Origin of the sequence: Burkholderia sp. Bp8991 (assembly GCF_003853795.1) — a bacterium.
GTDB lineage: Bacteria > Pseudomonadota > Gammaproteobacteria > Burkholderiales > Burkholderiaceae > Burkholderia.
In genome coordinates this window covers 43,470-57,466 of sequence record NZ_QTQJ01000007.1, presented here as the reverse complement: position 1 = coordinate 57,466, position 13,997 = coordinate 43,470, and the positions used below count along the sequence as shown (strand labels likewise).

Genomic DNA, 13,997 nt, shown 5'->3' with positions numbered 1-13,997 from the left:
CCATCCGGGCGGGGCGATTCGAGCGCAACGCCGGTGTGCCGCACCGAGCGTTGCCATCCCGCGCGGGCTCAGTGCACGTGATCGGATGGCGCCGCGGCCGCCGTCGCGTCGCGACCGGCCGCGCGCGCGTCGAGCAACGCCCGCAGCGTCACGTAGTGCGCGCCGCTCGCGCTGCCGTTCGTAGCGGTGCGATCGTACGGCTCGTTGTCGTGGATCGTCGCGCGCACGATCGGATAAATCTGCGTTTCCCAGCGGCCGCCGTTGAACACGCCATAATGGCCCGCGCCCGTCTGCACGTGGTGCGTTTTCAGGTACGGCGGCAATCCCGAACACAGCTCCTGCGCGGCCACCGTCTGGCCCACGGCGCAGATGTCGTCCTTCTCGCCCTCGATCGTCAACAGCGCGGTGCGGTGGATCGCGGCCGGTTCCACCAGCCGGTCGCCGACCGTCAGCTCGCCGCGCGCGAGCGCGTATTGCTGGAATACCTTCTCGACCGTCTCCAGGTAGAACTCCGCGGTGAGGTCGGCCGTCGCGAAGTATTCGTCGTAGAAGTGGCGCAGCGTGTCGGCCTTCGCGGGGTCGCCTTTCGCGCGCTCGTAGTACAGGTCGGAAAACGACGCCGCATGGCGGTCGGGATTCATCGACATGAACGCGCCGACCTGCACGAAGCCCGGATACACGCAGCGCTGCGCCCCGACGAAGCCGGCCGGCACCACGCTGATCAGGTTGCGCGCGAACCATTCGATCGGCCGGCTCGTGGCGAGCGCGTTGACCTTCGTCGGATTCACGCGGCAGTCGATCGGCCCCGCCATCAACGTCAGGCTCGCGGGTTGGGCGGGATCGCCGGCGGCGGCCATCAGCGCGACCGCCGAAAGCGCGGCGACGGTCGGCTGGCAGATCGCGAGCACGTGCGCATCCGGGCCGATGTGGCGAATGAAATCGATCACGTGCCCGACGTATTCGTCGAAGCCGAAGCGGCCCGCCGCGAGCGGGATGTCGCGCGGGTTGTGCCAATCGGTGATGTACACGTCGTGATCGGCCAGCATCGTGCTGACCGTGCCGCGGAGCAGCGTCGCGAAATGCCCGGACATCGGCGCGACGATCAGCACGCGAGGCTGGCGCGCCACCGGCCGCGCCTTGCGGAAATGCAGCAGCGTGCCGAACGGCGTGGCCGCCGCGGCTTCCTCGACGATCGGCACCACTTCGCCGTCGACGACGGTCGACGCGATGCCGAACGCCGGACGCCGGTGCGAGAACGCGCAGCATTCGAGCAGTTCGCACAGCGCGTCGACCATGCGGCCCGTCGGGGTCGACGTGGCGGGCGGCCACAGCGACATCGTCGCGCGCGTGGCGGCCGCCCATGCGCGCGCCGGACGCAGGCATTCGGCAGACCATTGGTAGAAAGGATAGGCAAGCAGGTTCATGGCCGTCGTTCGTTGCGTCGCGTTACGTCGAGCGAGGCAAGCCGTATGCCAGCGTGCGGCTGGCACGCGCGTTGCACGGGGTTTGCGAATGCGGCGATACGCGTGGCGACGCGCGCGGCGTCTCATGCGGCGATGCATGCGGCGCGTGGGGCCCGACGACCGAATGCGATGCGCCGCCGTTGCCAACGACGCTCGGCGTACTCGATGTGTCGCTGCGCCGGGCAGCGCGCTGCGCCACTTCGGCGAATGCTTCGCACAGGCGTGGTGCGCTTCGCACGGCGTGGCGCGCGCTTTCGGTGCAGGGGTACGAACGGCAATCAGCAGGGGAGCGACATGGACGTTACCGGACAGACGACGTTGACCATCAGCAGCCGCAATTACTCGTCGTGGTCGATGCGTGGCTGGCTGCTCGCGAAGCTGAGCGGCCTCGCGTTCGAGACGATCAGCGTGCCGATCGATGCGGCATCGCGCGCGGAACTGCTGCTGCTGTCGCCGTCGATTCTCGTGCCGTGCCTGACACACGACGGCAGCACGGTATGGGACACGCTCGCGATCGCCGAATACCTGAACGAAATCCGGCCGCAGGCGCGGCTGCTGCCCGACGACCGGCGTGCGCGTGCGCATTGCCGGTCGATCTGCGGCGAGATGCATTCCGGTTTCAGTGCGCTGCGCTCCGCGCTGCCGATGAACCTGCGTGCGCATTTTCCCGGCTTCCGGATCTGGTCGCGTGCGCAGCACGACATCGAGCGCATCGTGACGATCTGGCGCGCGTGTCTGGCCGCGTATGGCGGCCCCTGGCTGTTCGGCGAGCAGATCGGCATCGCCGATGCGATGTACGCGCCGGTCGTCACGCGATTCCTGACGTACGACGTGAAACTCGAACCCGATATTGCCGAGTACTGCATGCGCATGCTCGCGCATCCGTTCGTGGCGGAGTGGATCGATGCCGCGAAGGCGGAGCACGAAGACATCGACGAACTCGACATGGAGTTCTGACCTGCAACGCACCTTCGCGCGTTCAACCGGATGACCGGCACGTGCATCGAAACGAATCGTCGATGCGGCCGCGCGTGTCCTGCTCGCGCATTGCCCGCGCAGCATCTGTCGGGCATCGCGCCCCGCCGTTTCGGCAGGGCGTCGCTTACCTGTTGCCGGGCACCCTGAGGCTCGCTCCCCGCATTGCAGCACGGCGCAGCAGGATCAGGGACTCGTTTTGGCCGGCTCGGCCGCGGGTGGCTTGGCCGGACGCGTGAGGAGTTCGCGTGTGAGGTTGTCCGACACATAGTGCGGGCCATCGAACAGATAGACTTGATAGCCACGGTAGGTTGTCAGCTGCCTGCTCAATTCGTCGGCGCTGGCCGCCCGGAATCCCCCGTGCTCGGCGGGCCGGAAGGCCTCCGCGATTACCCGCACACGTTGCTTTCCGAGGCGCGAGGTCAGCTCGTCGACATAGGTGCGCGCGACGTGGGGTTCGCGCGCATAGACGCCGCAGCCGTCCTGGAAGAACACCCCGACGTCCGACGGCAGCCACGACACGAGCCAGTCCACCAGCGCCTTCCCGCCGATATTGGTCTGGTCGTAGACGCTTACCCACAGCGGACGCGGCAGTCGCTTCAGGATATCGGCCAGCTTTGGCGCGTCCTGCCAGGTCGGGTCGATTTCGACCGGGAAGTAGTAGCCGGTGACATTCAGCGGAACGTGCGTGCGCGCTACCGCCAGGGACTGGTCCGCGAGTGTCGACAGATGGGTGCGTGCTCGCTTTTCATCCTGGTAACCGGCGAGGCCCAGGATGACGTTTCTGGCCCAGGGTTCACGGCCGATGCGCCCCCAGTCGGGAAGGTGTGCCGCGGGACGGATGCCGGCGTCGGGCACGTACGCGGTATCGTCGACAACGCTCCACTGGATCAACAGATCGTGCACGCCGAGCTGTTGCCAGTTTCCGACGGGATTCGTCGTCGCGTTGTCCACCTGCCAGACGATTCCGTCGGCATGCACGTCATGCGGCGTCCAGCTGCACGCGGCCACGGCGAGCGATGCCCCGACGGCCGCGAGCATCGCCGCGCGGGACGAACGCGGCGCGCGCGCGCGCCGGCGTGGCCGGCCTGCGTGCCGGAACCGGCCCAGACGCAGTCGAATCCCGCGCAAGGCCGGGATGGCGTACGTGATCATCGCGGCCTCCCCGGAAGCATTCCTGCGCGACATCGTAGCCGATCACATGCAAACGTGCGACCCGCCTTGCTGCTGCGGGTCGCACGAGGCTTCCACCGGCTCGCGTCACTTGGCCGTCGTGCCGTCCGCCCATGTGTAGCCGAGATTCGTGATGCCCGTCACGATACTCTGGAAGTCCTGGAAGGCGGGTAGCCCGAGATCGGGCTCGAGCCAGTACGGATGGAAGAAGAACGACGCGAAGCCGTCCCGCACCGCCAGACCGTATTGCGCGTTGGTGACGATTTGCTGCCACGTGTACGTGATGCACGAGAACGGGTCGATACTGCAGATGTTGTACTGAAGGCTGCCCAGGTTCTCCGGAATGATTCGTTGCCCGTAGTAATCGGAGTTGATGATGTACGGGAAGAATTGCCCGGCCGAAAAGTCCTGGTTGGGTGCGCCCGTCCCGATCTGAGGATTGGTCGACGTGTAGTAGACGGCCCGCTGGAACGTGGTCGGGAACGTCTGCGCCGTGGCCGTTGATGCCTTCGGCGACATCTGGTACTGCGGCGCAGCCCAGCCGACGATCTTGTAGCCGTTGAGCGTGAACTCGAGCAGGCCGTCGGCCATTCTGCCTTTCGCCCATTGCACCGAGTCCTCGTCGACCGGACGATTCTGGACCGCGTACCAGAACTCGTAGTCGCTTCCGCTGACTGCGTTCAGAAGATTCGGCGTCGAGTCATACTGGTGCGTATAGCCGTGCATCACGATCGAGCCGCCGCGCAGGAGCGCGTAGTTCAACCCGCTCTTGAGGCCCGTTGCCTGCGCGAGGTGAATCGTCTCCGGCACACCGCCGTTGTAATACCCGTTCGGGTCGGTATACAACGGAATGGTCGCCATCGTGAACTTGATCCTCTTCGAGTACAGATAGTCCGACAGCTGCCTCATCGAGCTCGTCGTCGTGAATGCGTCCAGATCCTCGAGGCGGACCAGTGCACGATGATTCACCGGTGCATTGGTCTGCAGGATGTCGTGCAGGATGTCGCATATCACCAGGTAGCGATCCGTCGGGCCGATGTAGGAGAACGGCATGTCCGCGAAGTACCAGAACTTGCCGGAGCGCATGACGTAGGGCGTCGTTGCGCCGCTCTTGCTGTTCTTGATGGTGACGAGCACTTGCGCCTTGGTGGCATCGAGAACCTGGGTCAGGCCGACATCCGGGTCCGCGTTGATGGCGCCGGTCGACGCGTCGAACGCGTAGTACTTGACCATCGCCAGGTTCTTGTACGTGACGGTGTCGTAGAAGCCGGGATTCGGATTGCTCGACGAAGGCGTCGCGTTCATCCCGGCAAGGCCCAGGAAGCTGAACCCGAAGGTCTGGTTGAACGTATAGGCCGTGTTCCACGCGAGCTGCCACAGGTTGTACTTGAACCAGACCACGGTTTTCGTGGCGGTCATCACGTCGCTCATGAACGCCGTCGGAATCGGGTTGTTGTAGTAGTCGCCGATATAGAACGTGGCGTCGTGGCTCCCGATCATGCCGGACGTGTAGTTCTGTATCGGTACCAGGTCGACGGTCGTATTGAAGTGGCCGAGCAGGTTCCTCAACATGATGCTGTACATCAGGCCGAGCTTCGAAAACGGGTCGTTGGCCGGGTTGTCGTATAACACGAGCGTATGTGCGGTCGTGGTCTGCGCGTGCGCCGTGCCCGGCAATGTCATTTGCGCGAGTCCGGCAAGCAGGGCTATGACGATCAAGATCTTTTTCATGGCCGTATCTCCCTAGTCGCGTTCGATGTTGCCGCCGTGCTTCTTGACGGAATTTCTGCTGAACTTCGGGCGCCCCGTCTCCTTGTATGCCTTGTCCCAATCCTCATCGGACATGCCGGGTTTCACGTTGACTTGGGCAGAGCCGTTTGGCAATGGCGGGGGCTTGATCTTGCCGCCGGACGACTGGTTCGTCTGCTGCGCACTCGCATGCTGAACCGCGCTGGTGATGACGAGCGCGGGACTCAATGCAAGGAGTAGCCCAACGGTGCTCAACCCGATTCGAAAAAATCGATTGCGATGCGAGGGCATGATTTTCATCCTTTGATATGCAAATTGGATTCTCGTTAACGAAACGAGCACGCCCCATTGCCCGATTTAGAATCGGGTGTTATGTCGTTATTTTTTTGCGTTTAATACCCCGGTTAATGAAACGAAACCGGACAGTTGGCTTTCAAGCTAGTTCTGTACCATCCGCCGCAAATGGACACCGGGCCGGGATGCCAAAATCGGCGCGTCGAGACGGTCCGAAATTGTCTCGATAAACGTTTCACGCATGCAACGCGACCGGTTTCGGAAATTGGGTCCGACGAACGCGTAACGTCTGTTTGAGCGATTCAGGTGAAACCGGTTGCGTGCTTCGTTCCGCCCACGGCAACGCGGCAACCGAGCCGGCGGCGCATCCATCCAACGGCGACCGGAGCACCGGATTTTCGGTTTCATCGTCGATCCGTCCGTCCAGGATCGACGGAATCGCGTGACGCGCTCCGGTCGCGATGATCGGGGGCGCGGGTAGAGAACCTGCCAAACGTCTCATATTCGGAACGCCGGTCCGCATGTTTCAGCACTGAAACATTTGGCTCGGTTTCGATTCGCCGATCGTGTGCGGCACACGCCCGGTACCCGGAAGGCGCAAGGGTGGTGGACGATGGCGCACGACTTGCTTGAAGCGCTGTGTATCGAAGAGGCGGTGTATGGGGCGCACTGCAAGGCGCTGGATCGGGGGGCGGCTGCAAGCGCCGGCGCACGCAGGGGACGAATGCAGGCAAGCGGGGAAACCGGCTGTCAAAAGTCATCCACTGAACACGTTGCATTTTTGGTGATGTTGCGTGGTCGTATCAATAGCGCTCCAGGCAGCCTCGAGTCTTTTGAGAACGACGAGAACGGATGTGGCGTTAGCCGCAGGAGTGGACGTGACGGGGTCGACGGGGACGGGGCGGTTTCGTCTTCCGTTGGTGTGCGGAGAAGAAATACAGACGAGCGAAAATCGCGGAAAGGTAATGGATAATATGATATGGAGTGCGTATTTATATGCGCTCAACCTTGTCGCCATTGTGACCGCCCTCGTCATCCTGGTCAGCACGCTGGATGACCTGACGCTGGATGGCTGTTACTGGTCATTCGAAATCGGGCGCATCCTGCGTCGCGAGAAATCGCAGACCGTCGACATCGGCATGCTGCGCGCGCTGGAAGAGCGCCATCTGGCACTCATGGTGCCGGCATGGAAAGAGTACGACGTGATCGCCAAGATGATCGAAAACACGCTGGCGACCATCGAGTACGAGCGGTATGTCATCTTCGTCGGCACCTATCACAACGACGCCGAAACCACGGCGGAAGTCGAACGGATGGTCCGCCGGTATCCGGGCAGGGTGACGCGTGCCACGGTCATGAACGACGGGCCGACCTGCAAGGCGGACTGCCTCAACTGGATTCTCGAAGCGATCCTGCGTTACGAAGCGGTCCATCATATTCAGTTCGCGGGCGTCGTCATGCACGACTGCGAAGATGTCATTCATCCGGTCGAACTCAAGTACCTCAACCATGCGGTGGCGGAGAGCGATCTGGTCCAGCTTCCCGTGCTGTCATTGCCCCGGAAATGGAACGAGTTCGTCGCCGGCTGCTATCTCGACGATTTCAGCGAAACGCACCAGAAGGACGTGCCGGTGCGGGCACGCTTGACCGGGGTCGTGCCGGGCGCGGGTGTTGCATCATGCTACAGCCGGCGTTCGATCGAAGCGGCGATGAAGGAGCGCAACGGTTGCCCGTTCAACACGAGTTCGCTGACCGAGGACTATGACTTCAGCTTTCGCTTGAGAGACCTCGGCATGAAGGAAACCTTCGCCCGCACGCCGCTTTCGGACATCGTGCGCGATGCCGGCGGCAATCGCGCCAAGGACGGTGCCGCCGGTCGAAACCTGCTGGCCACGCGCGAGTACTTTCCCAAGACATTCCGCACCGCCTACCGGCAGCGCGCGCGCTGGATTCTCGGCATTGCGTTTCAAGGCTGGGAGCAACTCGGCTGGAAGGGCGACTTCCTCACCCGCTACATGTTCTTCCACGATCGCAAGGGCATCGTGACGTCGCTGTTTTCGGTGATTGCCTATGGCGTGCTGCTCAACTTCGTGTTGCTTTCCGTTCTTCAGAATGCCGGTCACGTCATTCCCGCCAGCGCTCACCTCGTGACGGCCAGTGCCTGGGTCACGCCGCTGCTGTGGGTCAACACCCTCATGCTGTTCGCCCGTGCCGGACAGCGCTTCTACTTCGTCAGCAAGCTGAACGGCCCGCTCCAGGGGCTGCTCTCGATCCCGAGGATGTTCGTCAACAACCTGATCAATTTCTGCGCGGTGAGTCGCGCGTGGCGCATCTATGTCGGCCACCTGGTGAGCGGCAAGCCGATCGCATGGGACAAGACCAGTCACACATACCTGTCCAACGAAGAACTCGGGAAAGTGCGCCACAAGATCGGCGAGATCCTGGTCGGCTGGGGCGTGGTTTCCCCGGCGCAACTGGAGGACGGCCTCGAGCGGCAACTGACATGCGGCAAGCGGCTGGGCGAACTGTTGCTCGAAGCCAGTGCGTTGTCCACCGAATCGCTGGCGGATGCGATCGCCGAGCAGGCCGATCTGCCGCGGGTAAGCCTCGGCAACGTGGCGGTGGGCCACTTCGCGGACTCGCTGGCATTCGAGCTGCAGTACGCGTATCGTGTCGTCCCGTTTTCGACCGCCGCCGACGGGACGCTGAACGTCGCGGTCGGGCGGCCGCTCACGCACGACGAACAGGACGTCGTGCGGCGCGGCGCCCGAACGAACGTTGCGTATTTCATTGCCTGCGATGCGGAGATCGCCGCCGAACTCGGCCGGCACTCGCGCTTCGTCGAAATCGCGCGGCTGCGCGACGGCGACGGCGCGACGCAGCAGGCAGTGCCGGTGAAAAAGCCGTCGGGAGAACAGGCATGAAGCGCTCGACACGTCCGATCGCGGCCGGCCTCAAGCGCTGCGCACGCTTGAGCGCGCTGGCCATTGCCCTGTCGCTCGCCTGGCAGGCGCCGGCATCCGCCGCCCAGCAGCTCAACCCCAAAGCCTATCGGCTCGCCGATGGCGCCTACAAGGCGATCAACGCAGGCGACCTGCCCCGCGCGGAAGCGTACGCGTTGCGCGCCCTCAAGATTCAGCCGGGAAGCGAGCAACTCGGGCTGTTGCTCGTGGATGTGTACCGGCGCGAAGGGAAAGTCGACGAAGCGGACGCGCTGCTGGAATCGCTGAGCGTTCGTTTTCCGAAAAGCGCGGCGGTACTGGCGCAGCATGGCTATCTGGCGCAGCGGCAGATGCGCTACGACGTCGCGTGCAGCAATTTCGCGGCGGCCGTCGCGACTGGAAACTGGAGCAAGGAGCAGCAGCGCAACTTGCGCCTCGCGTGGTCGGACAGTGCGCTCGCGGCGAAGCGTCCGCACGAGGCCGGCGTCGCACTGGCGCCGCTGGCTGATGAAAAATCGGCCGTGATTCAGTTGCGTATCGCGCAGATGAGCTTGCAGGCGGGCGACCACGACAGCGCGCTCCGCGTGGCCGAGCTGGCGGCCGGCGACGCATCGACCGATGCCGAGCGGAGCATGGCCGCGTCGATCGCGGCACAGGCGCGGCAAGCCGATCAGCAGCCCGAGGTGCCGGTGGACGATACCGCGCAACGGACCTTGCAGCACGCCTATGATCTCCTGCGCGAACACAAGGATCGCGAGGCGCTCGACGCATTTCAGGAAGGTTTCGCCGGTGGCGCCGGCAACGCGATGAACTACGCGGACGCCGGCTATGCGGCCAAGCGGATCGGCTTGAACGAGCAGTCCGTCCAGATGTTCGAGCAGAGTCTCGACGCCGACGAAAACGAACATGCGTTCGACGCGCAGCGCAAGTTCGGCTATCGGCGGGAGGTCGAGCAACTCGAGCGCACCTGGGGTTTCGTGCTGAGCGCGCCATACCAGTCGGCCGCATTCGGCCCGCAAGGCACGATCAGCGTGCTCCAGCCGGGTATCGAGGCGTATTGGCAGCCGCCGAAGATCGGCTATCGGAACGGCCGCATTCTCCAGTTCTTCGTGCGCGGATACGGCACGGCCTACGACGGCACGGGCAACGTGACCGGCATGCCGACCGTGCAGGGGTCGGTGGGCGTGCGCTACAAGCCGATACCCGATCAGAACGTGGTGGTGACCGCCGAGCGGTTGTTCCATATCGGCAGCCTGTCGATGACGGACTGGCTGATGCGTCTGGGTTACTCGTCGGAGGCGGGCACCGACCTGCGGGTCACCGAACCGAGCTGGCGCAGCTGGCAGGCCTATGTAGAAGGTGCGTACTTCATCAATGCCGGGCGTTACATCATCTATTCGGAGTTGCGTTACGGGCACACGTGGCGCTTGCCGATGATCAGCGACCGGCTGACCGTCTACCCGCACGCCGCGGTGGCGGGCGATCACGACAACCGTCAGCCTGACAAGACGGCAATCGGTGCGGGGCCAGGGGTCCAGTTCAGGTACTGGTTTCGCGAAGGCAGGTATACCGCGCCGGCGAGCTATCTCGACGTGACGGTGCAATACCGGTTCGGGTTGACGTCAGCGGCACGCGCACGTGGTCTCGTGGTACGCGCGACATTGTGGTTCTGAGCAACTGCGCTGACGATCAGGCGACTCGATGGTGAGGCTGATCAGCTGGGCGACTTGAGCGTGATGATCGTTTGACGCAGCAGCTGGAAGTACGAGCTAGTCGAATACGGAAGCATCTGCTCGACGTAGTTCCACCAGAAGAATCCGCCGATGAAACGCGGATCGGTCATGCTGTTGACCATCGGGTAGTAGGTCTTGATCAGGTTCTGCTGCACCGACGCAGGCGCCGCGATATCCGACGTGCCGATTTCGCCGAAGCCGACCTTCGCGTTCGGGAAGATGCTTTCCAGCGCCGCGAAGTCGTTGTTCCACGACGGATTCAGCCCCGGGCAATCCTGGTACGGGTAGTAGCTGAACAGCGCGTAGTCGGCCTGCTGGCGAACCGTTGCGGGCAGGAACGCGGTCGGCCACGTCTTCCAGTAATCCTGCGGCTTCTCCCAGCAGTTGTTGCCCTTGCTGTCGTCGTTGTAGTACAGCGTGATCGCAGTCTTGCCGCCGTTCGATTTGACGATCGTGTTGGCCGCGGCGACCATCTGGCCGATCTGCTGCTCTTCCGAATTGACCACGGTGTTCGTGCCGCTCGGATCGTTGCGCAGCCATTCGCCGTTGATTTCGTTGGCGATTTCCCACACGTCGACCGTGTTCTTCAGCTGCGACACCAGTTCCTGCGTGCGCGCCTTGTACGTCGTGATATCCGTCGGGAAATAGTACGAATCGTAGACTTCGCCCATCACGTATGCGACCGAGTGCAGGCGCAGCAGCGGTGCGTAGTAGTCGGCGGCCGACGTGCCCGGATCGAACACGACGCGCACCGTCGGTCGGTACGGCAGGTTCTGCAGCGACGCGATGATCGCATCCAGTTTCGTCAGGTCATCGAGCGTGACGCCGTAGACCGGATTCTTCAGCGGTTCGACCTGGGCGTTGGCGGTTTGGGACAAGGGCATCAGCCCGGCATAAGCAACGCATGCGGCAATGGCCGTGCGTGAGATGGTTTTCGTCAGTTTAATCAAAACTTCGGTTCCGTCCTAAGGTAAGAAGAAGCGCGATTTTAGACGAAAATAAAAGGTAATTATCGGACGATATGCGCAATAAGGGGGCGGATGCTGCGGAATGGAAATTGCTGCGCGGCTGGCTGGCGATCAAAAACGCAGCATCCCGAAACATTTGCACGCGGGCATCGGGACGGCCGGCGGAACGGCGAATCTCCTGACGACCGGGCGTGGTGGCGCATTCGGGTATACGCGCTGCGATTCGGCTTCGGCTTCGCGGTCGGCTTCGACATCGGCTTCGGCTTCGGCTTCGGCGTCGGCGTCGGCATCGACTTCGACTTCGACTTCGACTTCGACATCGGCTTCGACATCGACATCGACATCGACATCGGCTTCGACATCGACATCGACATCGACTTCGCCATCGTCAACACTGCCGTGCTCACGATCGGCCGCATCGTTCGCGATGGCCAGGCGGTGATCCGCTCACGGGCGGTGCCGCACGCAAGCGCACGCATCGAAGAATCTGCTGACGATGCTGGCAATCCGCAAACGTTTCACGTTGATTTTCGTCGGTAACGCGCAGGATTTCGCTAAAGGATGCCGGCGCCGATGACGTTAAACGGGCACGGGGATGACTGCCGATCGCATGCATGTGACATGCGACGCGCAGTCCGCAACAACCAGCGCTGCAGGGGAACCAACATGAATCGTCAGCAATCGTGGACGCGTACGGCCGCGCCCGGCGAGATCATCTACTCGGAGGGCTTCGCCGGCGAGCCCGTCATCTTTCTGATCGCCGACGGCAAGGTCGAGCTGTCGACGCGCTGCGACGACAAGCGCGTCGTCGTCGCGACGCTCGGGCGCGGCGAGTTCTTCGGCGAATCGGCGCTGCTCGCCGCCGAGCCGCGCGCGCATACCGCGAAGGCGCTGTCGTTCTGCCAGCTCACGGTCGTGCCGGCCGCGACGATCGACGAGGAAATCGAGCACGTGTCGGCGCTGCTTCGCCACATCGTGCGCACGATGATCCGGCGCGTGAAGCGCAAGGACGACCAGCTCGCGACCTATACGCATGCCGACTTCATGCCGGGCGTGCTGTCGTATGCGCACGTGCTGTCGCTGATGGCGGGCGCCGACGCGCGCGGCTCCGATGACGCGTGGTCGCGGCGGCCGATGCAGGCACATGCGGAGGTGTCGGTGCCGCTCGCGGAGGTGATCCGCCGGTGCCGCGCGATTGCCGGCCATTCGCGCCCGCACGTGCTTGCGATGCTGCGCCGCATGGAGAAGCTCAATCTCGTCACGATCGAAGCCGCGCAGGGCGACCATGCCGGCGGCGCGGCCGATTACCCGGCGTCGTCGGATGCGCGCCAGACCGTCACGTTCGATGCGGCGCGCGTGGTCGATCGCGCGCAGCAGGTTGCCGATCACGATCTCGACGTGTCGATCAACAGCGAGCTGGAGCTGATCGAGCTCGCCGATCTCGAAGCGCTGATCGGCGTCGACCGGAAGCTGCTGCTCAACAAGCTGTCGCACGGCGAGATCGCCGACGAGGTGTTCGCGTTCCGCAAGTCGAAGGTGCTCGGTTACGTCGGGCAGAAAGGCGTCGCGTATTTCTCGCGGCGCAGCCCGCGCGCCGGCGGCGACGTGCGCGCGCTCGAGGATCTCGTGGGGGTCGACCAGCGCACGCTGTTCGACGTGATCAGCGCATTCGATACGTACGATCTCGCGAAGCTGATCGCGAGCCTCGACGATCGCGCGGTGGCCGACAAGCTGTTCTCGGTGATGACGGAAGCGCGGCGCAACGAGGTGTCGTGGGTGATGCGCCGCGAGCTCAAGCTCGACCCGATCGAGATCGAGGAGATCGAGCGGCGCGTGCTCGATGCCGTGCGCGCGGCCAAGGCGCCGGCGGCGTCCGTGCCGCCGGCTTCATCCGCCGCGTAACGCCCACCCGACGGAGACATCCATGGACCTGTTGACCCTCGCCGGCGTGCTGCTCGGCGGCGTGGCGATCGTGTTCGGCTTCGCGCTGGAAGGCGGACATTTTTCAATGCTGTTCCAGTTCGAAGCGCTCGTGATCGTGCTCGGCGGCACGCTCGGCGCGGTGATGATCCAGAATACGTGGGCGCGCTTCTTCGATGCGGTGAAGCAGCTGCGGCTCGCGTTCGTGCGCGCGCAGGAAGTCGACCGCAAGCACCTGACCGACCTGCTGGAGTGGGGCGATCGCGCGAAGCTCGACGGGCTGCTCGCCTTCGAATCGATGGACGTGAGCGGCATCCATCCGTTCGCGCGGCGCGGGCTCGAACTGCTCGCGAACGGCGTGTCGACCGCGGTGCTCGAGGACGCGCTGCAGCGCGAGCTCGACGCCTACGAGCGCAGCCGCCTCGCGGCCGCGCGCGTCTGGCACCAGGCCGGCGGCTATGCGCCGACGTTCGGCATTCTCGGCTCGGTGCTCGGGCTGGTGCAGGTGACGAGCCATATTCTCGAACCGGCGCAGCTCGGGCCGGGCATCGCGGTCGCGTTCATCGCGACGCTCTACGGCCTCGCGTTCGCGAACCTCGTGTTTCTGCCGCTCTACGGCAAGCTGCGCGCGCAGATCGACAGCGAGCTGCGGTTCCGCAAGCTGTATCTCGACGGCTTGCTCGCGATCTCGCGCAAGGAGTCGCCTCACACGATCGAGACGCGGCTGACCGGCGACGTGCGCGGTCGCGCGGCGGAGTCGCTCGCATGACGCACCGGGAG

The 13,997-nt window shown here is 63.9% G+C and carries 11 protein-coding genes; 6 read left to right on the top strand and 5 right to left on the bottom strand.

Annotation, left to right across the window (positions count from 1 at the left end):
• Positions 1-68 precede the first annotated feature (68 nt).
• The gene (locus tag DIE02_RS10050; protein WP_124488794.1) at positions 69-1,424 is read right to left on the bottom strand and encodes a polyhydroxyalkanoate depolymerase; all 1,356 of its coding nucleotides are present in this window, start codon (positions 1,422-1,424) and stop codon (positions 69-71) included.
• 333 nt (positions 1,425-1,757) lie between these two features.
• Here DIE02_RS10050 and DIE02_RS10045 point away from each other — a divergent pair, with 333 nt between their 5' ends.
• Positions 1,758-2,420, top strand: coding sequence for a glutathione S-transferase family protein (locus DIE02_RS10045; protein WP_124488793.1), 663 nt, complete (start codon positions 1,758-1,760; stop codon positions 2,418-2,420).
• Positions 2,421-2,624: 204 nt separating this feature from the next.
• Here the strand turns inward: DIE02_RS10045 and DIE02_RS10040 are convergent, their stop codons facing one another.
• From DIE02_RS10040 to DIE02_RS10030, 3 genes are all read right to left on the bottom strand, one after another.
• Positions 2,625-3,593 carry a hypothetical protein gene (locus DIE02_RS10040; RefSeq protein WP_124488792.1) on the bottom strand — a complete coding sequence of 323 codons (969 nt, stop codon included), beginning with the start codon at positions 3,591-3,593 and terminating at the stop codon, positions 2,625-2,627.
• Positions 3,594-3,698: 105 nt separating this feature from the next.
• Positions 3,699-5,342: a DUF2334 domain-containing protein gene (locus DIE02_RS10035; RefSeq protein WP_124488791.1), complete on the bottom strand. Its 1,644-nt coding sequence runs from the start codon at positions 5,340-5,342 to the stop codon at positions 3,699-3,701.
• A 12-nt stretch (positions 5,343-5,354) separates the two neighbouring features.
• Positions 5,355-5,660 (bottom strand): hypothetical protein, encoded by a 306-nt coding sequence (locus DIE02_RS10030; protein WP_260427333.1) that lies wholly within the window; start codon positions 5,658-5,660, stop codon positions 5,355-5,357.
• A gap of 959 nt (positions 5,661-6,619) precedes the next feature.
• Here DIE02_RS10030 and DIE02_RS10025 point away from each other — a divergent pair.
• Together DIE02_RS10025 and DIE02_RS10020 are read left to right on the top strand one after the other, a co-directional pair.
• Complete coding sequence (locus tag DIE02_RS10025; RefSeq protein WP_124488790.1) at positions 6,620-8,578, top strand: glycosyl transferase family protein; 1,959 nt, start codon at positions 6,620-6,622, stop codon at positions 8,576-8,578.
• Positions 8,575-10,269, top strand: coding sequence for a bacteriophage N4 adsorption protein A (locus tag DIE02_RS10020; protein WP_124488789.1), 1,695 nt, complete (start codon positions 8,575-8,577; stop codon positions 10,267-10,269). The genes DIE02_RS10025 and DIE02_RS10020 overlap by 4 nt, the downstream gene beginning before the upstream one ends.
• Positions 10,270-10,310: 41 nt before the next feature.
• On the opposite strand, the gene DIE02_RS10015 is transcribed toward DIE02_RS10020, so the two are convergent.
• Positions 10,311-11,213: a hypothetical protein gene (locus tag DIE02_RS10015; protein WP_260426900.1), complete on the bottom strand. Its 903-nt coding sequence runs from the start codon at positions 11,211-11,213 to the stop codon at positions 10,311-10,313.
• A gap of 156 nt (positions 11,214-11,369) precedes the next feature.
• Here DIE02_RS10015 and DIE02_RS10010 point away from each other — a divergent pair, with 156 nt between their 5' ends.
• The 3 genes from DIE02_RS10010 (at position 11,370) to DIE02_RS10000 (ending at position 13,986) form a co-directional block, all read left to right on the top strand.
• Complete coding sequence (locus DIE02_RS10010) at positions 11,370-11,837, top strand: hypothetical protein (protein WP_124528872.1); 468 nt, start codon at positions 11,370-11,372, stop codon at positions 11,835-11,837.
• 126 nt (positions 11,838-11,963) lie between these two features.
• Positions 11,964-13,199 (top strand): Crp/Fnr family transcriptional regulator, encoded by a 1,236-nt coding sequence (locus DIE02_RS10005; protein ID WP_044847580.1) that lies wholly within the window; start codon positions 11,964-11,966, stop codon positions 13,197-13,199.
• A 22-nt stretch (positions 13,200-13,221) separates the two neighbouring features.
• Positions 13,222-13,986, top strand: coding sequence for a flagellar motor protein (locus DIE02_RS10000; protein ID WP_044847579.1), 765 nt, complete (start codon positions 13,222-13,224; stop codon positions 13,984-13,986).
• Positions 13,987-13,997: the final 11 nt, after the last annotated feature.

Excerpts from the sequence above, each read along its gene's own strand:
- DIE02_RS10050 (WP_124488794.1), bottom strand. The coding sequence starts at position 1,424 with ATGAACCTGCTTGCCTATCCTTTCTACCAATGGTCTGCCGAATGCCTG.
- DIE02_RS10045 (WP_124488793.1), top strand. The coding sequence starts at position 1,758 with ATGGACGTTACCGGACAGACGACGTTGACCATCAGCAGCCGCAATTAC.
- DIE02_RS10040 (WP_124488792.1), bottom strand. The coding sequence starts at position 3,593 with ATGATCACGTACGCCATCCCGGCCTTGCGCGGGATTCGACTGCGTCTG.
- DIE02_RS10035 (WP_124488791.1), bottom strand. The coding sequence starts at position 5,342 with ATGAAAAAGATCTTGATCGTCATAGCCCTGCTTGCCGGACTCGCGCAA.
- DIE02_RS10030 (WP_260427333.1), bottom strand. The coding sequence starts at position 5,660 with ATGAAAATCATGCCCTCGCATCGCAATCGATTTTTTCGAATCGGGTTG.
- DIE02_RS10025 (WP_124488790.1), top strand. The coding sequence starts at position 6,620 with ATGGATAATATGATATGGAGTGCGTATTTATATGCGCTCAACCTTGTC.
- DIE02_RS10020 (WP_124488789.1), top strand. The coding sequence starts at position 8,575 with ATGAAGCGCTCGACACGTCCGATCGCGGCCGGCCTCAAGCGCTGCGCA.
- DIE02_RS10015 (WP_260426900.1), bottom strand. The coding sequence starts at position 11,213 with ATGCCCTTGTCCCAAACCGCCAACGCCCAGGTCGAACCGCTGAAGAAT.
- DIE02_RS10010 (WP_124528872.1), top strand. The coding sequence starts at position 11,370 with ATGCTGCGGAATGGAAATTGCTGCGCGGCTGGCTGGCGATCAAAAACG.
- DIE02_RS10005 (WP_044847580.1), top strand. The coding sequence starts at position 11,964 with ATGAATCGTCAGCAATCGTGGACGCGTACGGCCGCGCCCGGCGAGATC.
- DIE02_RS10000 (WP_044847579.1), top strand. The coding sequence starts at position 13,222 with ATGGACCTGTTGACCCTCGCCGGCGTGCTGCTCGGCGGCGTGGCGATC.